The sequence below is a fragment of the Halomonas sp. 7T genome (assembly GCF_025643255.1).
Lineage (GTDB): Bacteria > Pseudomonadota > Gammaproteobacteria > Pseudomonadales > Halomonadaceae > Vreelandella.
In genome coordinates this window covers 65,018-89,901 of record NZ_CP087112.1, presented here as the reverse complement: position 1 = coordinate 89,901, position 24,884 = coordinate 65,018, and the positions used below count along the sequence as shown (strand labels likewise).

The following is a 24,884-nucleotide window of genomic DNA, read 5'->3' as shown; positions in this document are numbered from 1 at the left end:
ATAGCGGGGTCTCACCACGCGTTAAAACGCAGCTCAAAAGAGACAGGCGCCGCTGGGGCGGCTCACGGTTGGGTGATAAACACCTCCCCGAGCTACCCCAGCGGCGAAATTCTGGCATGCATTGTAACGAAACCCAGCGTCCACCGCATCCACCCTAGGCGGCGTTCGCCACGTAAAAAACCCGGCCGAGGCCGGGTCAGTAGGTCATCACGAAAATCGAACAGTAAGCACGAACCGCGGATCAGAACCGATAGGTCAGCTGGGCACCGAAACCGTGTGCTTCGTTTTTGTAGTCGGCGGAGTAGTTAGCCCCGCCAACAGGGAAGCCACCTGTCGCCGAGCTGGCCAGTAGGTCGCTGCGCTCCTGTTCAACAAAGGTTCCACGCTCAGTCAGGTAAGAGTAAGCAAAATCAAGCGTCAGATCAGGCGTTGGAGTCCAGCCAGCACCCAACGAGAAAATACGTCGCTCGTCTGAGGGAATACGGACACTACGATCATTGTCGTTGGTCGGTGTAAAGTCCAGCGTTACACCCGCCCGAAGCGCTAAAGTCGGGGTTAACTGATATTCACCACCCGTCGCAAAGGCCCAGGCATTTGAGTAATTTTGTTGCTCTTGAGTAATAGTGTCACCTTGACTGCCGGTGACCAAAATCTGATCAAACTGGCTCCAACGCACCCAAGAAGCACCGAACATCAGCTTCAGTCGGTCGCTCATTTGCTGAGTCACTGAGAAGTTGACCGTTTCAGGAGTCGTTAAATCTAAACTCGCAGTATCAGAACGCAGGACGTTCCCTAGAGGATCTGTGGCACTAAAGTTGCCGTCCAGGGTGTAGTCTACTTTTGAACGGTAGGTCAGACCCAGCGTTGTTTCAGGCGCCGGACGATAGATTACGCCCAAATTGTAGCCCCATGCTTCATCATCGCCATCAACGCGTGAATCGATATCAGCATCTGGGTTAAACGTAGCCTCTGATGGAAGCTGACGACGCAGCTCACCCTCTACTTGATTATAAGTAATACCTGCGCCTACCGCCCACTGATCGTTAAAGCGATAAGAGACCGTAGGCTGTGCGCTGATCACCGTGACTTCGGTGTAGTTGCCAAAATAGCGCCCCTGGAAATCATCTTCATAATCGGTTTTAGAGCCAAACGGCGCATAAACACCAAAACCAAACGCCAACCGATCCGTAACCGGATGGGCATAGAAAGCAAAAGGAATCGCAGTGCCTGGCACCATATCGCCATCGTTACCGCCAGGAATGCTGCCTACAGGAATTTGATTTCCGTTGGGAGCACCGCCTTGCGCTACGCCCGCATCAATAAAGCGGTTGGCTTCAACGTTAGATATATCTGAATTCACATTCAGGTACGTAGCACCTGCTGTCAGTTGAGCGCGGTTAAGGAACGACATACCTGCCGGGTTACCGTAAACAATCGTAGCATCGTTAACGTTTGAGCTACGGCCCGCATGCCCATACCCCTGGCCGCTGACGCTCTGTTCGTTGATTTGATATCCGCCTGCGTTCGCCTGGCTGGCAAAGGCGACTGCCGCGACGGCTGCCGTCAAAGTAAGTTTTTTGAAGTTATTATACATAGTGGGCCTCTCTTCCCGATGATCCGGCGGATAGTACCATCCACCCTCGTTGTTCTTACGCGTTAGTTTTCGCCCAATGCTGGGTTGGGTTCAAGGGCAAACGAGCGTTTTATTTTGTTTTTTACTTATACATTAGTCGCACGACTGTTTTAAATCAGTGTTTTAGTTATTTTAGCTGAGCGTCAACACAGTGCTTGACCTATGGGTAACCCAAAGGTTTTACACTCAATGTAGCGCAATTTAAACGGCGAGGTAGTGATGCAAACAGCCACACTGAAAGTTGGCGAGCTAGCTAAACGCGGGGATGTGACTGCAGAAACGGTACGCCACTACACGCGCGAAGGCCTGTTAACGCCTACTCGACATCCTGACAATGGCTACCAGCTCTACTCCGGTGCCGATGCTGAGCGCCTGCAGTTCATTCAACGGGCGCGCAAGCTGGGGTTTAGCGTCGCGGAAATTCGCGACATCCTGTCCCATGCCGACCAAGGCGACTCCCCTTGCCCCCTGGTACGCGACCTACTCGCTACCCGGCTGCCACAAATTCGCCACCGAATTGCAGAGCTAGAAGCCCTTGCTCAACGGATGGAACAGGCACTGGAAAGTTGGCAGGCGATGCCCGACGGCACTCCAGACGGCCACAGCCTCTGCCGATTAATTGAGAGTTTCCCTGAGGAGGCCCCATGCAGCAAAACACCGCGCAATCCAACACGCTAACGCGCACAGTGCCTGGAATGAACTGCCAGGGCTGCGTTAAGCGTATGCGTGAAGCCATTCAGGCACAGGACGCAAGCGCCGAAGTAACAGGATTTCCAGCAGATAAGCGACTGGACGTCACCACAACCCTTAGTGTCGCGTCCATTGATGACGCGCTAACGCAGGCAGGCTACCCGCCCGGAGAGTTACCGGCGGAGCACGAGACGCGCGATGAAGACGACAACGCTAAGCAGCCTACCGAAGACGTCAGCAGCCCCGCCCGCCAGGGTGGCAAGCAGGTACGCTTAGCCATTAGCGGCATGACCTGCGCTAGCTGCGTTAAAAGCGTCCAAAAAGCCTTAGAGCGCACGCAAGGCGTTGATACCGCCAGCGTGAATTTCGGCACCCATACCGCCCAAGTGTTTGGTCACGTTGATGAGTCAACGCTGATTGCCGCCGTAGAAGCCGCAGGTTATAGCGCCGAACCGATTGTCGATATGCGCGCAGCCGAAGATACTCGGGCAGCACAGGAAGCGCGGCTTTATAAACAGCGCCTAAAAGGCAGCGCCTACTCGCTGGCCTTAGCCTTACCGCTGATGCTAAGCATGTTTTTCTACCACCCTCATCCGGTGGGGTTTGGGCGCTTTTTCTGGCTAGTGGTCGGCCTGCTCACCCTGGCCATTTTGGTCTTTCCAGGCCGTCATTTTTTCGTAAACGCATGGAAAAACCTCAAACACCATCAAGCCAACATGGATACGCTGGTGGCGATGGGTACCGGCACCGCCTGGCTCTATTCGATGGTGGTGGTAGCCTTTGCTCCCTGGCTACCGGAGGTTGCCCACGGCATCTATTTTGAAGCCTCGGCCATGGTGATCGGTTTAATTCTGCTAGGCAATGCGCTAGAACTCAAAGCGCGCGGGCGCACCAGTGAGGCTTTGAAACGCCTGCTGGACCTGCAAAGCCGCACGGCACGGGTAATTCGCAACGGTGAAGAGCAAGAGATCGACATCGACGCGGTTCGCCAGGGCGATCATATCCGCGTGCGCCCTGGTGAGCGCTTACCGGTCGACGGCGACGTGCTGGAGGGTGAAAGCCATATAGATGAGTCTATGCTCACCGGCGAGCCGCTGCCGGTTAAAAAGCGTGAGGGTGACGAAGTCAGCGCTGGCACCGTGAACGGCAAAGGCGGCTTGGTCTACCAAGCCACCCGCGTAGGGGCCGATACGCGCCTAGGGCAAATCACCGAACAGGTGGCCAGCGCGCAGAACTCACGCCCCCCGATTGGCGAACTGGCGGATAAAATTTCCAGCATCTTTGTGCCCTCGGTGATGATTATTGCGGTGCTCACCGCGCTGGCCTGGTTTAACTTTGGCGCCGAGCCTCGAGTGATTCACATGCTTGTCACCGCGACCACCGTGCTGATCATCGCCTGCCCCTGCGCCCTGGGCTTGGCAACGCCCATCTCCACCATGATTGGCGTGGGCAAAGCAGCCGAACATGGCGTGCTGGTTAGAAATGGCGAAGCGCTGCAAACCGCTAGCAAGCTCACCACCCTGGTGGTGGACAAAACCGGCACGCTGACTGAAGGCAAGCCTAGTGTGACGGATGCTGAGGCACTGCATGGCGATACCCACACCGCGCTAGGCTATGTCGTGGCGCTAGAGCGCGGCTCGGAACACCCGCTGGCTGCGGCGTTAACCACCTATGGTGAAGAGGTCGGCGCCACAGCTGCTGATATTCGCGGCTTCGATAGCGTCACCGGCGGTGGTGTAAAAGCACAAACCGCAGACGACCAAGAGTTGCTGCTCGGTAACGCACGACTGTTGGAAAATGCGGGGGTTGACCTGACCTCCGGGCAGGCAACCGCCCGACAGCTAGAAGAGAAAGCCCGCACGCTGGTCTACCTTGCAGTCGGTGGCCAGCTGACCGCCCTATTTGGCATCAGTGACCCACTGCGCCGCGATACCAAAACCGCGATTGCGCGATTACAGCGCGATGGGCTAAAGGTTGTCATGCTCACCGGCGATAACCCACACACCGCCGCGGCCATCGCCCGAGAAGTGGGCATTGATGAGTACCGCGCAGGGCTACTACCTGAAGATAAGCATGCCGAAATTGAGCGCTTACAAAAAGCGGGAGAGGTCGTCGGCATGGTAGGCGATGGTATTAACGATGCCCCGGCACTGGCCCGCGCTAACGTCGGTTTTGCCATTGGACAGGGCACCGATGTAGCCATCGAAAGCGCTGGTATGACGTTGATGCGCGGCTCGTTACACGGCGTCGCGGACGCTATCGAAATCAGCCGGGCAACGCTCACCAACATCAAGCAAAACCTGGTCGGCGCTTTCGGTTACAACGTGCTGTGCATTCCTATTGCCGCCGGAATACTTTATCCGCTAACCGGCATGCTGCTCTCACCGATGATCGCCGGTGCGGCTATGTCCCTTTCATCCATTACCGTGGTCAGCAACGCCAACCGGCTACGGCTATGGAAAAGCCAGCAAGCACCAGCGTCTTCCTCAGCCAACCAGGAGCAACCGGCATGAGCCTTCTTATCAACTTAGCGGGCATTGCGTTAATCGCCGCCATTGTGTGGTGGTTCTGGCTTAGCTCAGCGAGCTGAAGTGACCGCTAACTCACGCCGATATAGCGCCCTGGCTTGTGGTTCAGGGCGATAATCAGATTAAGCGTCAGCGCCCCCAATACCGAGTAGCCCACGCGGTCCAGGGGGAGCTGAGTCAGTGCGATAAGCAGAATCACGCCATCGATTCCGAGCTGCACGTAGCCTGCCCGCAGGCCATGCTTATCCTGCAGGTAGAGCGCGAGAATATTGATGCCGCCAAGGCTAGTACGGTGGCGAAACAGCATCAGCATGCCAATCCCCATCAGCGCGCCGCCCATCAGGGCCGCGTAGAGCGACGGCACGTTGGCAAATTCGACCCACCCTTGGGTGAGCTCTGAAAACAGCGACACCAAGCCAATAGCCAAAAAAGTGCGCAGCGTAAAACTCCACCCCATCCGCTTAATCGCCAGGTAGTAAAACGGCAGGTTGATGGCAAAGAACCATACGCCAAACCCCCACCCCGTCATGTAGTTCAACAGCAGTGCCAGCCCCGCCGTACTCCCAGTGAGCAGCACCGCGTGGGTGTAAAACGTCACTCCCAGCGCCACAAAGAACGTGCCTAAGAGCATCGCCATAATGTCTTCGTAGGGCTTATGGGGGTCCTTAGGAAGGTCTTCCATCCGCATTGATGCGTCCTTTTTGAGGATTGTTGGGGTGGCCGCTTGAGCGGCCAAGAACGCGAGGATAGCGGAGAGTGTTAAACGGGGCTAGCGTGCTCAACCATCAGTTGCAAGGACTCGCGACCGCGCCAGCGGTTGCGATTGAGCTTGTAAGCGCAGTGCAGCGTATCACCCACGCTAAACGAGGGCAGCTCCCCAGGCGTTAGTGCGCGAAACCAAATCGCTTTGCTGGTCACCGCGCCCATAGACAGCTCCATCATCAGGTGCGAGCCCTCTGCGCCCACCGGGCGTAGCGCTTCCACAATAAAGCGCCCCTCAAACAGCGGCGGATCGAACTCGCGCCCGTAGGGGCCTAACGTCTCGATTTCCACCAGCGTCGTCAGTGACAGCTGGGCGGTGGAGAGCTCGCCATCGGTCCACAAACGCGGGTAGAGGGGTGTGTCACCCAACTGTTCACCCACTGCCTGCAAAAACGCGGCTTTGAAGGCTGCCAGCTGATCCCGTGGCACGCCTACACCTGCGGCCCCACTGTGCCCTCCAAAGCGAGGTAACGCCTCTGGCACCAGCTCAAAGGTGCGCTGCAGGGCATCTCTTAGGTGCAGCCCCTCAATCGAGCGACCGGAGCCGGTGAGCATATTGGGGGCTGCTGCCCGCGTCAGCACCAGTGCAGGACGTCCATAGGCCTGCACTAAACGCGAGGCGACAATGCCCTGTACGCCGGGGTGGCCATCTTCTAGCAGCACCACCACCGCAGGCTCGTTGGCCTCTAAAGCAGGAACGGCTAGCGCCCGCGCCTCTTCCGCCATATCCGCCTCAATCGCCTTGCGGGACTGGTTATCTTGGTCAAGCACTTCAAGCTGACGGTTCGCGACGCCGTCGCTTTCTGCCAGCATAAAATGCAGCGCCGCGTAAGGGTCATCCAGCCGTGAACGGGCGTTGATCCTCGGGCCCATCTGGAACGCCAAGGTTTCGGCATTGAAGGGCACGCTATCCGCCCCCAAGCGCGCGGCCATTGCTCGCCAGCAGGCGGCGTCCATGCGGTTGATCAGCGTCAAGCCATAGCTCACCACCGCACGGTTGGCGGGGCTTCCACCCAGCGATACACAGTCCGCCACAGTGCCTAACGCCACGTAGGAGAGCCACGGTGAGAGCTTGGGCGTGGCCTCCGGCAACGCGCCCCACTCCACCAAAACGCCGCGGGCAAGCGACATCAGCAGCCAGGCCACCATGCAGCCTGCAATGGTTTTATCCGGGTAAGCGCAGTCGCTTCGAGTGGGGTTCACGCAGGCGTAGGCCGAAGGCGGCGGGCCTTCCAGAGGCAGCGCATGGTGGTCGCTGACCACCACATCAATACCCGCCGCTTTTAAGCGCGCAATGCGCGGCTCGTCGGAGCTGCCGCAGTCGGCGGTAATCACCAGCGTCGGCAGCGGTTTTAAACTGAGCGTTCGCTCCACCAGCGGCAGGCTGATGCCGTAGCCGTCGTGAATGCGGTGGCCAATTAAACTGTGTAGCTTGTGTTCGGGCACGCCAAACAGCTCCACCAGCGTGCGCCGAATCACCACGTGGGAGGTAATGCCGTCCACGTCATAGTCGGTCAGAATACCAATAGACTCGCCTTCGGACACCGCTTGCGCAATGCGCTCTGCCGCACGGCGGCCATCGGCGAGTTTTTCAGGGTGCACGAGGTAGCGCAGGCTCGGTGCTACCAGCGGCGCAAGCTCTCCAGTATAGCCAGGCAGCCGCGATGCCAAGAGCCGCGCCTGTAGCTCGCTCAACCCTTCTGCCTGGGCACGCAAATAGACAGCCTCGTCCAGGGGACGAGGCTCTAGGCGGGGCTGGCTACTCTGCTGAGACAATGTTGACACCTGGGTCATGTCACCCGGCGGTTGTCAGCAACGAACTGCTGTACCGCGCTTAGCTCTGCGGGCAGCACCGTATAGCGCTCTTCGCGTTCTAGCAGGTCATCCATGTGGGTCGGCAGCGGCACGCCCTGGAAGCCCGCTTTCACCACCGCTTCGGCGAATTTCGCCGGGTGGGCGGTAGCCAGGGTGATCACAGGCGTCGTCGAGTCTGCACGTGCGCGCTCGGCCGCTCGGTAGCCGGTGGCCGTATGCGGATCAAGAATCTCGCCGGTGCGGTGGTGCGCTTCACGAATCACTTCCAGGATCGTTTCGTCATCGACGCTGTAGCTGGCGAACTTCTCGCGCAGTTTGGCCAGCGGCGCAACGGCAAGCGCGGTGGGCTCTTGCTGAAAGCGTTCCAGCAGGGCTGCCACGGCGGCACCGTCACGGTCGTAGGCATCAAACAGCAGGCGCTCAAAGTTGGACGACACGACGATATCCATCGAGGGTGCCAGCGTGGCCGCCAGCTCTTTTTTGGAGAAGTCGTTGGCCGCCAGGGTGCGGTGCAGGATGTCGTTAGCATTGGTGGCAATGATGAACTGCTTCACCGGCAGGCCCATCTTGTAGGCCATGTAGCCTGCAAAGACGTTACCAAAGTTAGCCGACGGAACGCAGAAGCTCACTTCCCGCTGAGGCGCACCAAGAGCCACGCCTGAAGCGATGTAGTAAACAATCTGAGCCATGATGCGTGCCCAGTTGATCGAGTTCACCGCCACAAGCCGCGTGCCGTTCAAGAAGTCTTGGTTGGCAAAGCTCGCCTTAACCATTGCCTGGGCATCGTCAAAGTTGCCTTCAATGGCGATGTTAAAGACGTTATTCGCCAGTACCGAGGTCATCTGGCGACGCTGCACTTCGGACACCCGGTTATGGGGATGCAGAATAAAGATATCGAGGTTGTCGCAGTGGCGGCAGCCTTCAATCGCCGCAGAGCCGGTATCACCCGAGGTTGCCCCCATGATGACTGCGCGCTCGTTGCGCTTTTTCAGGAAATGATCCAGCAGCCGCCCCAGCAGCTGCAGCGCCACGTCTTTAAACGCCAGCGTCGGGCCGTGGAACTGCTCCAGCAGGAAGTGGCTGGCGTCTAACTGCTTCAGCGGTAACACTGCATCGTGGTTGAACGTGGCGTACGCCTCGGTCACCAAACGGCGGAAGGTGTCGTCATCGATTTCACCGTTCACAAACGGCTTCATCACTCGAAAAGCGATCTCGGCATAGGAGAGCCCGGCCATCTCGGCCAGCTCTTCTTTAGAGAACTCAGGCAGTGTTTCCGGTACGTAGAGGCCGCCATCGCTGGCCATACCGGTGAGCACCACCTCTTCAAACGAGAGGGCGGGCGCTTGCCCGCGCGTGCTGATATAGCGCATGGGTTACTCTCCCTCGTCCAGGCTTTCCACGCGGATGCGCGTGACAGGGCCTGCGATATCGGCCATGGCTTCAATCTCACGGATGGCTTCGTTCATCTGCTTCTCTTTAGTGCGGTGGGTCAGCAGAATGATCGGCACCAGTTCGCCTTCAGTGGCTTCTTTCTGAATCAGCGCTTCAATGGAGATGCCCTGCTCGGCCAGAATGGTGGCCACGCGGGCCAGTACACCCGGGCGGTCTACCGCTAGCAGGCGCAGATAGTACGCCGTGGTAATATCTTCCATGGGCATAATCGGCAGCTGGCTAACGTCTTCATCAATGCCGCTAAACGCCAGGTAAGGCACCCGGTAGTGGTGGTCGGTAGTGATATCCCGCGCCACGTCTAGCAGGTCCGCAACCACCGCAGACGCTGTCGGCTCGGCACCCGCGCCCGCGCCGTAATACAGCGTGGGGCCAACCGCGTCACCCATCACCGCAATGGCATTTTTCACGCCATGCACATTGGCCAGCAGACGCTCTTTAGGAATCAGTGTGGGGTGGACACGCAGCTCAAGGCCCTGATCGGTTCGCTTGGAGATACCCAGGTGCTTGATGACATAACCGAGGTTGTCGGCCTGCTCCACGTCTTCAGCGGTAATGCGCGAAATACCTTCCGTAAAGGCTTTTTCAAACTGCAACGGCACACCGTACGCAATGGAGGCAAGAATGGTCAGCTTGTGGGCCGCATCAATCCCTTCCACATCGAAGGTGGGGTCAGATTCGGCGTAGCCCAGCGCCTGCGCTTCGGCCAGTACGTCTTCAAAGGCACGGCCTTCGTCACGCATATGGGTCAGAATGTAGTTGCCGGTGCCGTTGATGATGCCGGCTACCCACTCAATGCGGTTGGCACCGAGGCCTTCGCGCAGGGATTTAATCACCGGAATACCGCCAGCCACCGCGGCCTCAAACGCGACGATGACGCCTTTCTCGTGGGCCGCACGGAAAATCTCGTTACCGTGAACCGCGATGAGCGCTTTATTCGCGGTGACCACGTGCTTGCCGTTGGCAATCGCGGTGAGTACCAGCTCGCGGGCAATATCGTAGCCGCCAATCAGCTCAACCAGCACGTCTACGCTGGGGTTGTTTGCCACCTCGAAGACATCGGATGTCGCGTTAATGCCGGTAATATCGCAGTCGGGATGAATACTGCGGTGGGCAACCTGCTCAATCACAATCGGGCGGCCTGCGCGGCGGCTAATATCGTCCGCGTTGCGCGTCAATACGTTAAAGGTGCCGCCGCCGACAGTGCCTAACCCACAAATGCCTACTCTTACCGGTTTCAAAATACTTCCCCTTTCGTGTTGGGCACCCGCAGGTGCCGCTTCTTAATCAGTGTCTCAGCGTGATCATTCGTCACTCAGGTGACGTTATTCGTCTTCCAAGCCTAACATGGCAACAAGCCGCTCGGCGGGTACAAATCCAGGCACCAGCTGCCCGTCTGGCAACAGGATGGCTGGGGTGCCCTGCACGCCCAGCGCTTGCCCCAGGCCGTACTGATCTGCCACTGGGTTATCGCAGTTAGCGCTCGCGGCAATCGCCTGCCCCTCTTTGGCCTGATTCATCGCCTCACTGCGATTATCAGAGCACCAGACTTGCTGCAGGGTGTTGGCAGCGCCGCTGGCCATTCCGGCCCGTGGAAAGGCTAGGTAGTGTACCGCAACTCCCCGCGCATTAAGCTCGGGTATGGTCTCATGCAAGCGTTCGCAGTAGGGGCAGGTGGGATCGGTAAACACCACCACCGTGGCTTTGGGCTCATCGACACCCCGAAAGACCACACGCTCGCTCTCTGGAATCGCTGCCAGCGCCGCTGCGCGCTCTTGATTGCGGGACTGCTCGGTTAAATTCACCAGCCCATTATCCGCATTTTGGTAAAGATCCCCTACCAAAAAATGGCTGCCGTCCGCATTGGAATAAAACGACTCGCCGCTCTCCAAACGAACGTGATAAAGCCCTTCCATCGGCGTGGCGTTCACCTGCTCTACCGGCATCGGCTGGCCGTTAACCTGTAAATTCTCAGCAAGACGTTCGGTGATGGCATCAGCGAACGCAGCCGCGGGCAGCAAACTGCCTGCCAACACTAGCCAAGGCGCACAGGATTTTGCAACTGACGGCATACATTGGTGCATTCTTTGATTAACCTCGCGGATGATGTTCAGCATGCAGCTGCTCCAGGCGCGCCTGGGCAACATGCGTATAAATTTGCGTGGTGGATAGGTCGCTATGTCCTAACAGCAGCTGTACGACCCGCAAATTAGCCCCATGATTCAATAAGTGAGTCGCAAAGGCATGTCGCAGCGTGTGCGGCGACAGCGGCCGTGAAATACCCGCAGTAATCGCGTGGGCTTTAATGCGGTGCCAAAACGTCTGTCGCGTCATGGCCTTGCCCGCCCGGCCAGGAAACAGCGCTGGGCGCGTAGGATCCTGCATGAGCAACGGCCTTGTGGTTTCCATGTAGCGTGCCAGCCATTCGGCGGCCTCCTCCCCCATGGGCACTAAGCGGTCTTTGTCACCTTTTCCCCGCACCCGCACTACCCCTTGACGCAAATTGACTGCATCACCGGTCAATCCTACAAGCTCTGAGACGCGCAGCCCACAGGCGTATAAAAGTTCCAGCATAGTGCGGTCACGCACGCCCAGCGGCGTACTCACATCCGGGGCCATCAGCAAACGCTCGACTTCATCTTCTTCCAAGGTATTGGGTAGACTCGGCCGCACGGAGGGCAGGGTAATATCAGCCAATGGGTCATGCTCAATATGTCCATAAAGACGCGCCCAGCGGTAGAAGCTGCGCAGAGAAGAAAGCAGCCGTGCATTACTGCGCAGCTGATACCCCTGCTCTCGACGGCGCTCCAGCCATTCAGCAAAGCGTTGCGGCGAAGGGCTGAGCAGCGTTTCCCCCTCCGCCTCAAGCTGATGCTGCCAAGCTGTTAAATCGTGTCGGTAGGCCGCTAGCGTATGATCGCTTGCCCCTTGTTCAAGCCATAGGGCATCTAGAAAAGCATCAACTACGCTCATAGGCTAACGGTCTCAAGAGTATGGCTCCGCAAATAAAAACCCCGCCCCGCAGAGCGGAGACGGGGTCTTGTATCCGGGCGCCGAGCGCCCGTGAAAAAGTGGCGATTAAGCCAGCTTTTCCTTGATACGCGCCGACTTGCCGCTGCGCTCGCGCAGGTAGTAAAGCTTGGCTTGGCGAACGTCACCACGACGCTTGACTTCAATAGAGTCAACCAGCGGGCTGTAGGTCTGGAAAGTACGCTCAACGCCAACACCGTGAGAAATTTTACGTACGGTGAACGCGGAGTTCAGGCCACGGTTACGCTTACCAATGACCACACCTTCAAACGCCTGCAGACGCTCGCGGGTGCCTTCCTTAACTTTTACTTGAACGACAATGGTGTCGCCCGGAGCAAATACAGGAATCTCTTTGCTCATTTGCTCAGATTCGATCGCCTGGATCACCTTGTTCTTACTGCTCATCTTGATACTCCTAAATAACGTAATGGCTTGCCACGCAGTTGTGGAAGGGGCAAACCGTGATCCCGGCGCTCGAAACGAGCTACGCGGGAGTCGTTATGGGTGACGCAGGTACGCACGCTGGCTGCTGTCGTCCTGCACCGCCGCTTTGGTCTACGTGCGGCTTCCCGCCGTAGGGGGCAAAGCGTGTTCCTCGATAAACTCGTCTAGCAGCGCCTGCTGCTCGGCGTTAAGAGTGCGCCCTGCCAGTAAATCAGGACGACGCTGCCAGGTACGTCCCAGCGACTGCTTTGCACGCCAGCGCTTGATAGCTGCATGGTTACCACTCAGCAGCACCTCAGGCACTTGGCGCCCGTCGATGACATCAGGACGGGTATAGTGCGGACAGTCTAACAAGCCGTCATTAAACGAGTCTTCGATAGCGGAGTCCTGGTGGCCCAACACGCCGGGTACCAGCCTTGCCGCTGCGTCAATCAGCACCATGGCAGGCAGTTCACCACCGCTCAGCACATAATCGCCAATTGACCACTCTTCATCGATGTCACTCTCCACCACGCGCTCGTCAATGCCTTCATAGCGGCCCGCAACAACGACTAAGGGGCCTGCTGAAGCTAGCAACTGCACGCCCTGCTGATCCAACTTGCGCCCTTGGGGCGAAAGGTAAATCACCGTTGGCGTTTTGCCGGTCGCCTGTTCTGCTCGCTGGCGAGCATCGAAGATAGCAGCACGCAGGGTGTCTACCTTCATCAGCATTCCGGGGCCGCCGCCATACGGGCGGTCGTCCACGCTGCGGTGGCGGTCAGTGGCATAATCGCGTGGATTCCAAAACTCCAGGGCAATACGCTGTTTCTCTACTGCTCGACCTACCACACCTTGCTGGGTAATCGCATCGAACATCTCGGGAAACAACGACACCACGCCAATCCACATTGCAGGCACGCGCTCTGTCTCTTTTTCATCGCTTGATGCAAGGGCTGATGAATCAGTTGCCGTAAGCTCATTCGAAGTCGGTTTATTCAACGCTGTTTTCAAACCTATTTTCAGAACTCGGGATCCCAGTTAACAACCATACGGCCATTTTCCGGGCTGATTTCAACAATCACATCATCGGGCAAAAAAGGTAACAGACGCTCGCGCTTGTCGATCGCGTCGTTATCACCACGCACCACCATGACATCGTTGGCGCCGGTTTCAAACAGGTAGCTGACCTGCCCTAACCGCTCGCCTGACTGAGTGAAAACCGTTAGGCCTTCAAGCTCATGCCAGTAATATTCATCGTCGGAAAGCGTAGGAAGTGACTCTTTCGGCATTAGAATATCCGTTTGCGCCAGCGCTTCCGCCGCCGTCCGGTCATCAATACCCTTTAGCTGAACCACTAAGCCTTTACCTTGCCGACGCCCCTGAACAATGGTCATCTTCGTCAGGGCATCACCCTGGCGCACCCACCACTCGGGGTATTGCAAAATGCTGTCCATGGGGCTGGTATAGGAGTACACCTTTAGCCAACCTTTTATCCCGTGGGGACTGGTGAGCTTACCAAGCACCACATGTGCGCCGTCTGTATGGCTAGTTTCAAAACGCGTCATCGACGACAGCTCCAACGGCAACAGCACTTAACACGCGACAACAAGCTTAGGCCTGCTTACGTGCTTCTTTAACCAACTCAGCAACACGACCAGACAGCTGGGCGCCTTGGCTCTGCCAGTGAGTCACACGGTCCAGATCGACGCGCAGACGCTCTTCCTGACCACGGGCAACCGGGTTGAAGAAGCCGATACGCTCGATGAAACGGCCGTCACGGGCGTTGCGCGAGTCGGTAACAGTCAGGTGATAAAAGGGACGCTTCTTGGCGCCACCACGTGCCAAACGAATGGTAACCATACGATAACTATCCTTCGGTTGAGGTTACGAGAGTGTGAAATAGCGCACATCGCTATCAGAACACTCATCATGCTGATTTCAGGGTACTGCGATCACTCACATAAATAAGTCAGTGATAACAAAGTACTTTAAGCACTTCAATACAAGGTGCCGTGGCTACAATTACGCATAGCAGTGCCAACACCCACGCATGAAGAGGCCGCATTCTACGCAAATGCGCCCGGCTTGGAAAGCCTGACAGCCAGAAAACTCTTAGGCCGTCAACCTTGCGAAGCCTTCATTAACGGTGATCAACGGCTTAACGCCAAGGCAAACCGCCGGGGCCGCCCATGCCACCCATACCACCTGGGCCACCAGGACCGCCGGGGCCACCACCGCCCATCATGCCGGACATTCCCCGCATCATTTTCTGCATGCCGCCCTTCTTACCGGCCTTCTTCATCATTTTCTGCATTTGCTTGTGCTGCTTCAGCAGACGATTTAAATCAGGCACCTGCAGGCCAGCACCCGCCGCAATGCGACGCTTACGAGAGCCGTTGATGATATCAGGCGCACGACGCTCTTTCGGCGTCATGGAATTGATGAGTGCTTCAAGCTTGCCCAGCTCTTTCTCAGGGCCGGGGCCTTGGGCCATCTCCGCCATTTGCCCCATACCGGGCAACTTGCCCAGAAGGCCGCCCATGCCGCCCATTTTTTTAAGCTGTTGCAGCTGGTCGCGGAAATCCTCTAGATCAAAGCCATCGCCTTTTTTGACCTTCTTGGCAAGCTGAGCAGCTTTGTCTTTATCTACCGTGCGCTCGGCCTCTTCAATAAGCGACAGCATGTCGCCCATTCCCAGAATCCGCGAGGCCACGCGATCCGGGTGGAAAGGCTCAAGGGCGTCGACCTTCTCACCGACACCCATAAACTTAATCGGCTTGCCTGTGACATGGCGAACGGACAGCGCGGCACCGCCACGGGCGTCACCATCGGCCTTGGTAAGAATCACCCCGGTCAGCGGCAGCGCTTCATTAAACGCTTTGGCCGTATTCACCGCATCCTGGCCGGTCATAGCATCGACGACGAACAGCGTTTCATCCGGTGAAATGGCTTTATGCAACGCCTGGATTTCCGCCATCATGGCTTCATCGATGGCTAGGCGGCCCGCGGTATCTACCAAGACAACATCATGGAACTGGATTTTGGCGTGCTTAATGGCCGCTGTGGCAATATCAACCGGCTTCTCATCGGAACGCGATGGGAAAAAATCAACTTGGACTTCTTTAGCCAGCGTTTCTAGCTGGTCGATTGCCGCCGGACGGTATACGTCAGCCGAGACCACCAGCACTTTTTTCTTTTCTCGCTCGCGCAAGTAGCGGGCCAGTTTGGCAACCGAGGTAGTTTTACCGGCCCCCTGCAAACCAGCCATCAGCACCACGGCCGGAGACCCTTTGAGCGTTAGGCCTTCGTTGGCCTCGCCCATAATCGCTTCCAGCTCTTGCTGAACAATTTTGACAAATTGCTGACCTGGCGAGAGGCTCTTAGAAACCTCTTGGCCCACCGCACGTTCACGCACGCGCTCAATAAACGCCTTCACGACTGGCAGCGCAACGTCCGCCTCAAGCAGTGCTTTACGCACCTCGCGCAGGGTGTCTTTGATATTGTCGTCGGTCAGCCGTGCCTGGCCTTTAATCGACTTCAGCGTCTGGGAAAGACGCTCGCTCAGATTCTGAAACATGGGGCCTCTGCCTCCGTCGCTGTCGCCGGGCGGATTCACCGGACGAATGTGGATAACGATTATACGCGCTCACGCCGCGAGTCTCCATGGTGACAGCGTTGGCTATCCATGGCTGTGCGACGCCGCCGTGATTCGTTATAGTAGGCGTTAATTTAAGATTGATTGATTTCACAGCAACGCGCTGCAAGGCGCACGGATAGCATCATGCAGGCGCTCCCTTTCGCCACGATCGCTTTTGTTGTTTATGTTGCCGCTGCCATTTGGCAGGGTATGACGCTGTTTCGTCGGGTTCCACCCCGGCAAGGCATGGTGCGCTTATTAGGCGCGCTGGGTCTTTTACTGCACATCCCGGTTGTGGTGCAGCTGGTGGGTGAAGCCCCTGGGCTTTTACCTGGATTTACCACCAGTGCCACGTTATTAATGGCCGTTGCGGTCAACGTCGTGCTGGTTGCCAGCCTATTCAAACCCGTACTAAACGCAGGGATAGTACTCTTCCCCTTAGCGGGCATCGCGCTCATTGTGGCCACTTGGCTCCCTAGCCAAGGCAGCCAAAGCGGTTTAACGCCCGGTATATTTCTACACGCTGTCAGCTCTGCGCTGGCCTTTGCAATCCTGGCGATTGCTGCCGTACAGGCGGTGCTCGTCGGCTTGCAAAACCAAGCGCTGCGCCATCACCATATCCGCGGCATTGTGCAGTCATTGCCGCCGCTTACTACCATGGAGCGGGTGCTGTTTGAACTGGTCTGGGCAGGCATTTTGCTGCTCACGCTGTCGATTGCCAGCGGGCTAATTTTCCTCGATAACTTTTTTGCCCAGCACTTGGCCCATAAAACGGTTCTCTCGCTGGGGGCTTGGATTATTTTCACTACGCTGCTGATAGGACGCTACCGGTTTGGCTGGCGCGGCATGCGTGCCGTCCGCTGGACACTGGGCGGCTGCGGCCTGCTCATACTGGCTTATTTTGGCAGCAAATTTGTATTGGAAATTTTACTTAATCGCTAAGCCTGATAACTTAACGATGCGCCTTCAGTGTTCACGCGCTTGACACGCAACCGCCTTGCTTCTACAAATCGAGCCTGATACGCCATAAAGGAACTTTCGACTTGAGCGACGACTTCCCCCTGGGGTTACTGTTCGGCCTGCTAGCTATCTTGATACTGCTGTCTGCCTTCTTCTCCAGTTCTGAAACAGGCATGATGTCGATAAACCGCTACCGCCTAAGCCACCAGGCTAGCAGCGGTGATCGTCGCGCAAAGCGTGTTCTACGCCTGCTTTCGCGCCCTGATCGACTGATTGGCGTCATCCTGATTGGCAATAATTTTGTTAACAACTTAGCCGCTTCTATTGCCACCATTATTGCCATCCACTTTTTTGGTGATGTATCAGGACCCGCCATCTCAACAGCGCTGTTAACCATCACCATCCTGATCTTTGCTGAAGTTACGCCAAAAACCTACGCCGCCATCAAACCTGAACGTATTGCCTACCCTACGTCGGTGGCGCTTGAGCCGTTGCTGAAACTGCTCTACCCATTAGTTTGGCTCGTTAACGTCATATCTAACGGCCTGCTGCGGTTAATGGGGGTTAAAAGCGTTGAGAACGGCGGTGACAGCCTCACCCGTGACGAGCTGCGTACGGTGGTTCACGAGGCGGGCACGCTCATTCCTTACCGCCACCGTGCCATGCTGCTCTCGATTCTTGATCTTGAAAACGTCACTGTTAACGATATTTTGGTGCCGCGCCACGAAGTATTAGGCATCGATCTAGACGATTCGCTTGAGGATATTCTGACCCAAATTCGCACCAGCCAGCACACCCGCTTGCCGGTCTATAAAGGCGATATCAACAACATTATCGGCATGCTCCATTTACGCAACGCCGCGCGTTTTTTATCACGCAGCGAAGTTACCAAAGCGGCAATTGTGCAGGAGGCTCGCGAACCCTACTTTATCCCCGAGTCAACGCCGCTACATACGCAGCTGCTTAATTTTCAAAAGCAGAAGCGCCGCATCGGCATTGTGGTGGATGAGTACGGCGACGTAGAGGGACTGGTAACGCTAGAGGATATTCTTGAAGAGATTGTGGGCGAGTTCACCACCGACGTTTCGGAAGATGATGAGATTCATAAGCAAGATGACGGCAGCCATGTTATCGAAGGTACCGCCAACATCCGCGATATCAATAAAATGCTTGGCTGGCAGCTGCCCACCGACGGCCCAAAAACGTTAAATGGCTTGATTTTAGAGCACTTAGAATCGTTTCCGGAGGGGCCTGCTAGCCTACAAATCGGCAATATCCGCATGGAAATTCTGGAAATCCGCGACAACTTGATTACATCAGCACGCTGCTGGCAAAAACAGCGCCTGCCCCGCCGCTAACTTTCGACCATTTCGTGTTGGCACCCACTAGCGGTGGGCAATTTCATTGTCGCCCGCCGCCTTCAGCGCCCGCACACGCGCTTCTAAAAAGCGCCGTAGCAGCATATCCTCAGCCTCTTGGGCCATGACCGGGGGGCCGAAATGAAGACTGACCGGCGCACGAAAGCGTGACGGCCACTTCTTAAGTGCTTTCCCACCGTAATGCGATGTCCAGGAACCCCATAGTCCCGCCAAGCCAGCCGGAATAACCGGCACGCTGTCCCGGGCCAGGATAGTTTCCAGCCCGCGACGAAACGTGTGAATCTCGCCATCGGGGGTAAGACGCCCTTCCGGGAAGACCATCACAATCTCACCTTGGCGTAATGCGTTACTCACATCATCCAGCGCACGGCGCAGCGCACCCGGGCTATGCCGTTCCGACTCAATAGGAATAGCGCCGACCAGTTGGAACCACCACTTAAGCCAGCGAGAGTCGAAAATAGGCTGATCCATCACAAACCGCAGCGGCCTGGGGCTAGCACCGCCCAATACCAGCGCGTCCATAAAGCTAACGTGGTTACACACCACCAGTGCGGCACCCTGCCTGGGCAAGTGGTGACGTCCGTGAACGCTAAGCCGATAGCAGAGGCGCATGGCTAAATAGATGGCGCTACGCAGCACATAGCGGACGCATTTAACCAGCCATGTCACGTCGCCGCCTCCCGATGACGCAAGCCTGCCAGCACGGTACTCATGAGCTGTTCCAGCAATTCGTCTACTTTAAGCTGCTGCCCCTGCCAGTAGCCTAAACGCTCATTTAAACCCAACTGCACCAGCCCGTGAACGCTGCCCCATAAAGTGCGTCCCAAACGACGCGCCTCTAGATCACCCAGCGCGGGCTGATACTGTTTTAATGACGTTTCAACTTGCATAAAAAGCGCTTCGATCAAGTCACTTTGACGCTGATCCAGCTCGCCTTCTTGAGCCAGCGGGTAGTCAAACAGCAGCTGCCAGCGATAGCAGTCTTGCTCTGCAAAGTGCCAATAGGCAAGCGCCAGCGAGCGCAGCCACGGCTCAGGATCGTCCGCTGGCAGGCTGGTAATGGTATGCTGCAAACGTGCCAGCGTCTCGACGTTGACGTGCTGCAATAAGTTGTTAAAGCTGCCATACAGTTTTAGCAGCGTACTGGGGGCGCAGCCCACGTCTCGGGCCAAGGCACGCAGTGACAAGCCATGGACTGGCTGGTTAGCCAACCACTCATCACAAGCGTACATGACCTGCGCGTGAAGGGCATCGGGCGCATGCTGTCTAGGACGGGCCATGGCGATCTCTTAGGGTCAACGGCAAACAGGAAGAATGCCTCATCGCGCTTTAGCGTGAGCAAGGGGTGATATAGGATACCTTACATCGAACACTGTTTTCGACACTAAAACGCTACAATTCCCGCATTCTTATCGCTACTCGCCTCCCCACACCTTTTTGGGCAATTTCGCATAAGGAGACAGGCATGACAGGACGACTACACGTGCAACGCCTCTCTCTTGCTCACCTTGCACCTTCGCTTGAGACGCCACACCCCCTCATTGAGTCGCCCAATCTCGCGCCTCGCCAGCCCGTTTCAGCCATCCGGTTTGAGCAGGGCAAGTACCGACTGCAGCCGCTCTTTTGGGGACTGACCCCGCCTTGGCTAAAAGTGCTTGACCATGCCCCCCACTGCGCACGTGCCGAAACGCTGAAAACCCGCGCTATGTTTAACGACGCATTTAGCGCCAGACGCTGCGTGATACCGGTAAGCGGATTTTACGTTTGGAAAACGCAGCCGCGCAGCAAGCAGCCCTATTTGGTCACTCACGTGGCCCGCACCCCCCTATTATTGGGCGCGCTTTGGTGCCGCTATCACACCACGCTCACCACGTTTACCGACTCCACGGCGTTAATCAGCGTACCGGCTAACGCCTGCCTATCGTCGCTTACCGACCGCTTGCCGGTGACGATTGCGCCTGAAGCATTAACGCGCTGGCTAGCCCCCTCTACCGAATTAACCGATCTTGAAGCGCTATTAACACCCGCTCCCTTGGAACTGTTAGGCGCTTTCCCGGTATCAAAACATGTGAATAACCCTGCCTACCAGTCACCGGCCTGTGCTCACCCGACCGGGCCAATGCTGCGCTGGGCTGTGTCCTAGGAGCTGTAATGTTGCGACCCCATAAAATAATGCTGCCCCCCATGACCGCGCGGCGAGCGTTGCTCAGCCTTGCCGTTGGCGTAGCTTGGTGTTTATCACCAAGCGTTTTGGCAGAAGAAACTCCCATTGCCGAGGTGGTTACCCCCAAGGTCAGCCCATTTGATAGCCGTGACTACCGAGTGCTTACCCTTGAAAACGGTCTGCAAGCGCTTCTGGTCAGCGACCCTGAGGCTGATAAAGCCGCCGCATCGATGAACGTCCGTGTGGGCAGCGCCCAGGATCCTGACGACCTGCAAGGGTTAGCGCACTTCTTGGAGCACATGCTGTTTTTAGGCACCGAGCCTTACCCAGAACCGGACGCCTACCAGCAATATATTTCCGACAACGCGGGCTCACACAACGCCTTTACCGCCCAGCAGGACACCAACTACTTTTTTGACATAGAGCCCTCCGCGCTACCGGGCGCGCTGGATCGTTTTAGCGCGTTTTTTCTATCGCCGCTGTTCAATGCTGACCAGCTAGAGAGCGAACGCAATATTGTTCACTCAGAATACATGGCCCGGATTCGTGATGAGTCGCGGCGTGAAAACGATGTATTGAACCAGCTCCTCAACCCGGAAAACGCCACCACTGGCTTTGCCGTCGGCAGTCGAGAAACTCTCGCTAATCCGGCGGAAGGCGAAGCAACGCTGCGTGAACGCGTCATCGACTTCTATCATCGTCATTACGACGCCAATGTGATGAATTTAGCGGTGGTCGCCCCTCAGCCCCTGGATGAGCTGGAAGCGCTCGTGGTGGCGCGATTTGCCGACATTCCAGATAACGGCCTTAGCGTGCCAACCATTGATGTCCCGTTGGTGAATGCCGACACCCTACCCCGCTATATTGAGCGTCAGTCGCTTCAGGATCGGCGCCAGCTGCGCTTCTACTTCCCGATTCCCGACCCCACTGACGAGTATCGTACTAAGCCGACTCAGCTAATCTCTCACCTGCTGGGCGATGAGGGTGATGGCAGCCTGCTGTCCGTGCTGCGAGAAGCGGGCTTGGCCGATGCGCTCTCTGCTGGCGTTGGTCGTGGGGATGGCAACGACGCGCTATTCACAATTTCCATCAGCCTCACCCCCCGTGGGGCGGAGCGGCTGGATGATATTGAAGCCACCCTGTTTACCGCTATTGAACAGATTCAAGCAGCAGGTCTGGATCAATGGCGCTACGAGGAGCAGCAAAACCTGCGCGAACAGGCGTTCCGCTTTCAACAGCATGGCGCTCCTCAGCAAGAAGCGACGCGGCTAGCCATGAGCCTTTCCCGCTACCCCGTAGAGGATGTGCAGTACGCGGCTTACCGGATGGACGGCATGGATAGCGAGCGCCAGCAGATTTTTCTGGAAGCACTCACCCCCGACAACATGCTGCGTTTTTACTCGGCACCCGATGTCGAGAGTGACACCGTATCACCCTGGTTTAACACTCAGTGGAGAGAACAGCCGCCTACACAGCCAGGCCAAGCGCTCAGCGGCTTAGCACTACCGGAGCCCAACCCTTTTATCGCCAGCGATTTAGCGCTGTTGGAAGGGCAAGATGAACAGCCCAATGTCCTGCTAGACGCCGAAACCTTTACCGCTTGGCACATGCAGGATAGCCGTTTCAACACGCCCAGCGTGGAGTGGCGGGTGAGCCTACAGCACCCCAGCGCCAGCTACTCCGCTGAAGAAGCGGTACTGACGCGCCTGCTAGCGGGCTGGCTCAACGATAGCCTCAATGAATCGCTCTACCCCGCGTGGCTCGCAGGGCAGTCGTTCAGCGCTTACGCCCATGCCCGCGGTATGACGCTGTCGTTTTCTGGCTGGCGCGATGGCCAAACGCCGCTGATCGAACAAACTATTGAGCAGTTGAAAACGGCCCACATTTCGCCCAGCGAGTTTGAGCGAGTGCGCTATCAGCTTCAGCGGGAGTGGCGCAACGCGCCCAAAGCATCGCTCACTGGTCAGGCTAGCCGCGCGCTCGGCGAAGCACTGCTCACTCCCCAGTGGACGACAACGGAGTTGTTGGAAGCGAGCCATCGACTGGAGCAGCACCACTTGGAAAATTTCCGGCAGCGCTTTCTGGATAGCCTGTATATCGACGCAATGGCGGTGGGCAACCTCAACACAGAGCAAGCGCGTGAACAGGCCCACCTGATCCGTGGCGCGCTCACCCCGCGTTTGACACGTGACGACATTCCGCCGCTGCAACCGCTGGAAGTGAGCGAAGAGCCGGTGGTGTTACACCCTCACAGTACCCGCGAGGAGTCGCTGGTGCTGCGCTATCTGCAAGGCCGCAACACCAGCATTGAAGAGCAAGCGCGTTTAAGCGTACTGGCTCAGTGGTTAGACACGCCGTTCTACCAGCAGCTGCGCACCGAAGAGCAGCTCGGCTATATCGTTAACGCGGGCTATTCACCGCTGCTGGAAGCGCCGGGCATCGGCTTGATCGTGCAGTCACCCGATGTGGATAGCGGCACCATAGCCGAGCGGATGGATGCCTTTATGAATGCCGCAGAAGAACGCCTGAACGCGTTAAGCAATGACGAGCTGACTGCCCACCGCCAAGCGGTTCACGACCGCCTGCGCCAGCGGGACACCAGCTTGCAAGGCATGGCCAACCGCTTTTGGCAGGCCACGGCGCTCGATGAGGTGCGCTTTGACCGCCGCGAGCAGTTAGCAGCCCTTGCCCTCAACGTACGCGTTGAGGAGCTTCAAGCGCTATGGCCGGAGCTTCTATCACGCCAACTAGATATTCGCTTTAATCCCGGCGACGCGCCCAGCGACATCAGTGCTTATCGCGAAGCGCGCAAGCCGTTCGACGCGCGCTAACCACCTCCCAGCTCAGGCGTCGAACGCCTGGGCTGGCATCATTGCCTCAACGTACATCACCAATTCTTCGAGTATCTGGCGCTCGCGCTCTGTCAGCGACTGCTGATTATAGCGCTCAATTTCCCGCGCAAAGGATTTCAGTGTAAAGCCTGCAATGGCCGGGTCATTGATACGCATCCAGCGAAACGCTTCCCACTGCTCGCGCTCCTCACCTTCCAAGGTTTCCGGGTAGCTTCGTGCGCGATAGCGAAATAGCATCTCCTCCAAGCGGGGATCTTGGAAAGCAAAACGCTGGCCTACCAAGTCCCAAGGCTCCATCGCCATCACCCGCTCCATTTGTTGGCGGTCTGCCGCAGAGAAAAAACTGCCCGAATAGAGCATCAGGTCAGGGTCGTGCGGCGCATCCTCGTAAGGTGCACTGAACACCTCGGCCACTTTCTGCGCCACGCCGCTCGCGTCGCGAAGGGTTTTCCAATGGCGGCGGCAAGCCTCCACATCCAGTCCTAAACGCTCAACAATAACGCCATATGCGCCTTTCTGCGGGCCTTCGACATCTTTTAGCGCCGACGCTGGAAACACCACCGGGCAGCGGTTGATATGGATAACCTTCAGCGGAATACGTGTTTCGCCCTCAGAAAGATCCTGCTGGCTAACAAATACCCGCTCACGAATCTGCTCAGCGCTCATGGAAAGCAGCTCGCTGGGATCAACGCTTAGGTCGTAAACAATCACGCCATTAGGGTTAGAAGGGTGTTCAGCCAGCGGCACTACCAAGGCGCTGCAGCCACGGCTAGCCGGGTAGCGGCGAGAAATATGTAAAACCGGCTTAGCACTGGGCAAATCGAGCTGCTTTGCAACAGCACGCTTACCCCTAAGCCCGAGTAAATAATCAAACAGCTTGGGGTTACGCGATTTTAACAGCCGCGCTAAGGCAATCGTTGCGCGCACATCGGCAACCGCATCGTGGGCGCCCTCATGGGCGATACCATTTGCCGCCGTTAGATCCTCAAGCTTAAAACTGGGGGCGCCGTCGTCCCGTAACGGCCACTCAATGCCTGCGGGTCGCAGCGCATAAAAAGCGCGCACGACATCAATCAAATCCCAGCGGGAATTGCCGTTTTGCCACTCCCGTGCGTAAGGATCAAGCAAATTACGGTAAAACAAGTGGCGAGAAACCTCATCATCAAACCGCAGGCTGTTGTAGCCCACCACACAGGTTCCCGGCTCACTCATATACCCTTGAACCTGCGCGGCAAACTCAGCCTCGGGAAGGCCTTTGCGCTGGGCTTTTTGAGGCGTAATACCAGTGATTAAACAGGCAGCCGGATGCGGCAGGTAATCGTCGGCAGGCTTGCAGTAAAGCTCTATTGGCTCACTGATTTCATTCAGGTCAGCATCGGTGCGCAGCGCCGCAAACTGAGCGGGCCGGTCACGACGAGGGTCGGCTCCGAATGTCTCATAATCATGCCAAAGAAAGCTGACAGGGGCGGCATTAGGTGGCGCCATGAAAAAGCACTCCGCTGGGCAATGAAAAACTCAAGCCTAGCACAACCGCAACCCCTCGCGCCGCACCACCGCCCTCG

Annotated in this window: 21 protein-coding genes; 6 read left to right on the top strand and 15 right to left on the bottom strand. The window is 57.1% G+C overall.

The window, feature by feature from the left end; all coding sequences use genetic code 11:
* Positions 1-241: 241 nt before the first annotated feature.
* The gene (locus tag LOS15_RS00415; RefSeq protein ID WP_263067383.1) at positions 242-1,594 is read right to left on the bottom strand and encodes an OmpP1/FadL family transporter; all 1,353 of its coding nucleotides are present in this window, start codon (positions 1,592-1,594) and stop codon (positions 242-244) included.
* A 273-nt stretch (positions 1,595-1,867) separates the two neighbouring features.
* On the opposite strand from LOS15_RS00415, the gene LOS15_RS00410 reads away from it, so the two are divergent.
* Both LOS15_RS00410 and LOS15_RS00405 read left to right on the top strand, forming a co-directional pair.
* Positions 1,868-2,311 carry a MerR family transcriptional regulator gene (locus LOS15_RS00410; RefSeq protein ID WP_263069569.1) on the top strand — a complete coding sequence of 148 codons (444 nt, stop codon included), beginning with the start codon at positions 1,868-1,870 and terminating at the stop codon, positions 2,309-2,311.
* A complete protein-coding gene (locus LOS15_RS00405; RefSeq protein ID WP_263067382.1) occupies positions 2,278-4,836 on the top strand; it encodes a heavy metal translocating P-type ATPase in 2,559 nt (852 codons plus the stop codon). Before LOS15_RS00410 ends, LOS15_RS00405 begins: the two co-directional genes overlap by 34 nt.
* 85 nt (positions 4,837-4,921) lie before the next feature.
* Here the strand turns inward: LOS15_RS00405 and LOS15_RS00400 are convergent, their stop codons facing one another.
* The 11 genes from LOS15_RS00400 to ffh all read right to left on the bottom strand — a co-directional run bounded on the left by LOS15_RS00400 (position 4,922) and on the right by ffh (position 15,907).
* Positions 4,922-5,539 (bottom strand): YitT family protein, encoded by a 618-nt coding sequence (locus tag LOS15_RS00400; RefSeq protein WP_263067381.1) that lies wholly within the window; start codon positions 5,537-5,539, stop codon positions 4,922-4,924.
* A gap of 71 nt (positions 5,540-5,610) precedes the next feature.
* Positions 5,611-7,407, bottom strand: coding sequence for a single-stranded-DNA-specific exonuclease RecJ (locus LOS15_RS00395; RefSeq protein ID WP_263067380.1), 1,797 nt, complete (start codon positions 7,405-7,407; stop codon positions 5,611-5,613).
* Positions 7,404-8,798, bottom strand: a complete 1,395-nt coding sequence (gene thrC / locus LOS15_RS00390; RefSeq protein WP_263067379.1) for a threonine synthase — start codon at positions 8,796-8,798, stop codon at positions 7,404-7,406. The genes LOS15_RS00395 and thrC overlap by 4 nt, the downstream gene beginning before the upstream one ends.
* Positions 8,799-8,801: 3 nt before the next feature.
* A complete protein-coding gene (locus LOS15_RS00385) occupies positions 8,802-10,118 on the bottom strand; it encodes a homoserine dehydrogenase (protein WP_263067377.1) in 1,317 nt (438 codons plus the stop codon).
* A gap of 84 nt (positions 10,119-10,202) precedes the next feature.
* The gene (locus LOS15_RS00380) at positions 10,203-10,949 is read right to left on the bottom strand and encodes a DsbC family protein (RefSeq protein ID WP_263067376.1); all 747 of its coding nucleotides are present in this window, start codon (positions 10,947-10,949) and stop codon (positions 10,203-10,205) included.
* A gap of 19 nt (positions 10,950-10,968) precedes the next feature.
* A complete protein-coding gene (xerD, locus tag LOS15_RS00375) occupies positions 10,969-11,850 on the bottom strand; it encodes a site-specific tyrosine recombinase XerD (protein ID WP_263067375.1) in 882 nt (293 codons plus the stop codon).
* Between the two features lie 105 nt (positions 11,851-11,955).
* Entirely contained in the window at positions 11,956-12,312 is a 357-nt protein-coding gene (gene rplS / locus LOS15_RS00370) for a 50S ribosomal protein L19 (protein WP_263067373.1), read from the bottom strand.
* Positions 12,313-12,462: 150 nt separating this feature from the next.
* A complete protein-coding gene (gene trmD, locus LOS15_RS00365; protein WP_263069567.1) occupies positions 12,463-13,239 on the bottom strand; it encodes a tRNA (guanosine(37)-N1)-methyltransferase TrmD in 777 nt (258 codons plus the stop codon).
* Between the two features lie 110 nt (positions 13,240-13,349).
* Positions 13,350-13,895, bottom strand: coding sequence for a ribosome maturation factor RimM (gene rimM / locus LOS15_RS00360; protein WP_263067372.1), 546 nt, complete (start codon positions 13,893-13,895; stop codon positions 13,350-13,352).
* A gap of 46 nt (positions 13,896-13,941) precedes the next feature.
* The gene (gene rpsP, locus LOS15_RS00355; protein WP_009098555.1) at positions 13,942-14,190 is read right to left on the bottom strand and encodes a 30S ribosomal protein S16; all 249 of its coding nucleotides are present in this window, start codon (positions 14,188-14,190) and stop codon (positions 13,942-13,944) included.
* Between the two features lie 298 nt (positions 14,191-14,488).
* A complete protein-coding gene (gene ffh / locus LOS15_RS00350) occupies positions 14,489-15,907 on the bottom strand; it encodes a signal recognition particle protein (RefSeq protein WP_263067369.1) in 1,419 nt (472 codons plus the stop codon).
* 204 nt (positions 15,908-16,111) lie between these two features.
* Between ffh and LOS15_RS00345 the strand changes: the two genes are divergently transcribed.
* Together LOS15_RS00345 and LOS15_RS00340 are read left to right on the top strand one after the other, a co-directional pair.
* On the top strand, positions 16,112-16,909 hold the full coding sequence (locus tag LOS15_RS00345; protein ID WP_263067368.1) for an inner membrane protein YpjD: 798 nt from the start codon (positions 16,112-16,114) through the stop codon (positions 16,907-16,909).
* A gap of 101 nt (positions 16,910-17,010) precedes the next feature.
* The gene (locus LOS15_RS00340) at positions 17,011-18,285 is read left to right on the top strand and encodes an HlyC/CorC family transporter (RefSeq protein WP_263067367.1); all 1,275 of its coding nucleotides are present in this window, start codon (positions 17,011-17,013) and stop codon (positions 18,283-18,285) included.
* Between the two features lie 27 nt (positions 18,286-18,312).
* On the opposite strand, the gene LOS15_RS00335 is transcribed toward LOS15_RS00340, so the two are convergent.
* Positions 18,313-18,975 (bottom strand): 1-acyl-sn-glycerol-3-phosphate acyltransferase, encoded by a 663-nt coding sequence (locus tag LOS15_RS00335; protein ID WP_263067365.1) that lies wholly within the window; start codon positions 18,973-18,975, stop codon positions 18,313-18,315.
* Positions 18,972-19,586 (bottom strand): TetR/AcrR family transcriptional regulator, encoded by a 615-nt coding sequence (locus LOS15_RS00330; protein WP_263067364.1) that lies wholly within the window; start codon positions 19,584-19,586, stop codon positions 18,972-18,974. Before LOS15_RS00330 ends, LOS15_RS00335 begins: the two co-directional genes overlap by 4 nt.
* 185 nt (positions 19,587-19,771) lie before the next feature.
* Between LOS15_RS00330 and LOS15_RS00325 the strand changes: the two genes are divergently transcribed.
* Together LOS15_RS00325 and LOS15_RS00320 are read left to right on the top strand one after the other, a co-directional pair.
* Positions 19,772-20,449: an SOS response-associated peptidase gene (locus LOS15_RS00325; RefSeq protein WP_263067363.1), complete on the top strand. Its 678-nt coding sequence runs from the start codon at positions 19,772-19,774 to the stop codon at positions 20,447-20,449.
* A gap of 8 nt (positions 20,450-20,457) precedes the next feature.
* The gene (locus tag LOS15_RS00320; RefSeq protein ID WP_263067362.1) at positions 20,458-23,301 is read left to right on the top strand and encodes an insulinase family protein; all 2,844 of its coding nucleotides are present in this window, start codon (positions 20,458-20,460) and stop codon (positions 23,299-23,301) included.
* Between the two features lie 12 nt (positions 23,302-23,313).
* Here the strand turns inward: LOS15_RS00320 and sbcB are convergent, their stop codons facing one another.
* Complete coding sequence (gene sbcB, locus LOS15_RS00315; RefSeq protein WP_263067361.1) at positions 23,314-24,807, bottom strand: exodeoxyribonuclease I; 1,494 nt, start codon at positions 24,805-24,807, stop codon at positions 23,314-23,316.
* Positions 24,808-24,884: the final 77 nt, after the last annotated feature.

Coding starts and splice junctions, on each gene's coding strand:
- LOS15_RS00415 (WP_263067383.1), bottom strand. CDS start 1,594: ATGTATAATAACTTCAAAAAACTTACTTTGACGGCAGCCGTCGCGGCA.
- LOS15_RS00405 (WP_263067382.1), top strand. CDS start 2,278: ATGCAGCAAAACACCGCGCAATCCAACACGCTAACGCGCACAGTGCCT.
- LOS15_RS00400 (WP_263067381.1), bottom strand. CDS start 5,539: ATGCGGATGGAAGACCTTCCTAAGGACCCCCATAAGCCCTACGAAGAC.
- LOS15_RS00395 (WP_263067380.1), bottom strand. CDS start 7,407: ATGACCCAGGTGTCAACATTGTCTCAGCAGAGTAGCCAGCCCCGCCTA.
- thrC (WP_263067379.1), bottom strand. CDS start 8,798: ATGCGCTATATCAGCACGCGCGGGCAAGCGCCCGCCCTCTCGTTTGAA.
- LOS15_RS00380 (WP_263067376.1), bottom strand. CDS start 10,949: ATGCCGTCAGTTGCAAAATCCTGTGCGCCTTGGCTAGTGTTGGCAGGC.
- xerD (WP_263067375.1), bottom strand. CDS start 11,850: ATGAGCGTAGTTGATGCTTTTCTAGATGCCCTATGGCTTGAACAAGGG.
- rplS (WP_263067373.1), bottom strand. CDS start 12,312: ATGAGCAGTAAGAACAAGGTGATCCAGGCGATCGAATCTGAGCAAATG.
- trmD (WP_263069567.1), bottom strand. CDS start 13,239: ATGTGGATTGGCGTGGTGTCGTTGTTTCCCGAGATGTTCGATGCGATT.
- rimM (WP_263067372.1), bottom strand. CDS start 13,895: ATGACGCGTTTTGAAACTAGCCATACAGACGGCGCACATGTGGTGCTT.
- rpsP (WP_009098555.1), bottom strand. CDS start 14,190: ATGGTTACCATTCGTTTGGCACGTGGTGGCGCCAAGAAGCGTCCCTTT.
- ffh (WP_263067369.1), bottom strand. CDS start 15,907: ATGTTTCAGAATCTGAGCGAGCGTCTTTCCCAGACGCTGAAGTCGATT.
- LOS15_RS00345 (WP_263067368.1), top strand. CDS start 16,112: ATGCAGGCGCTCCCTTTCGCCACGATCGCTTTTGTTGTTTATGTTGCC.
- LOS15_RS00330 (WP_263067364.1), bottom strand. CDS start 19,586: ATGGCCCGTCCTAGACAGCATGCGCCCGATGCCCTTCACGCGCAGGTC.
- LOS15_RS00325 (WP_263067363.1), top strand. CDS start 19,772: ATGACAGGACGACTACACGTGCAACGCCTCTCTCTTGCTCACCTTGCA.
- LOS15_RS00320 (WP_263067362.1), top strand. CDS start 20,458: ATGTTGCGACCCCATAAAATAATGCTGCCCCCCATGACCGCGCGGCGA.
- sbcB (WP_263067361.1), bottom strand. CDS start 24,807: ATGGCGCCACCTAATGCCGCCCCTGTCAGCTTTCTTTGGCATGATTAT.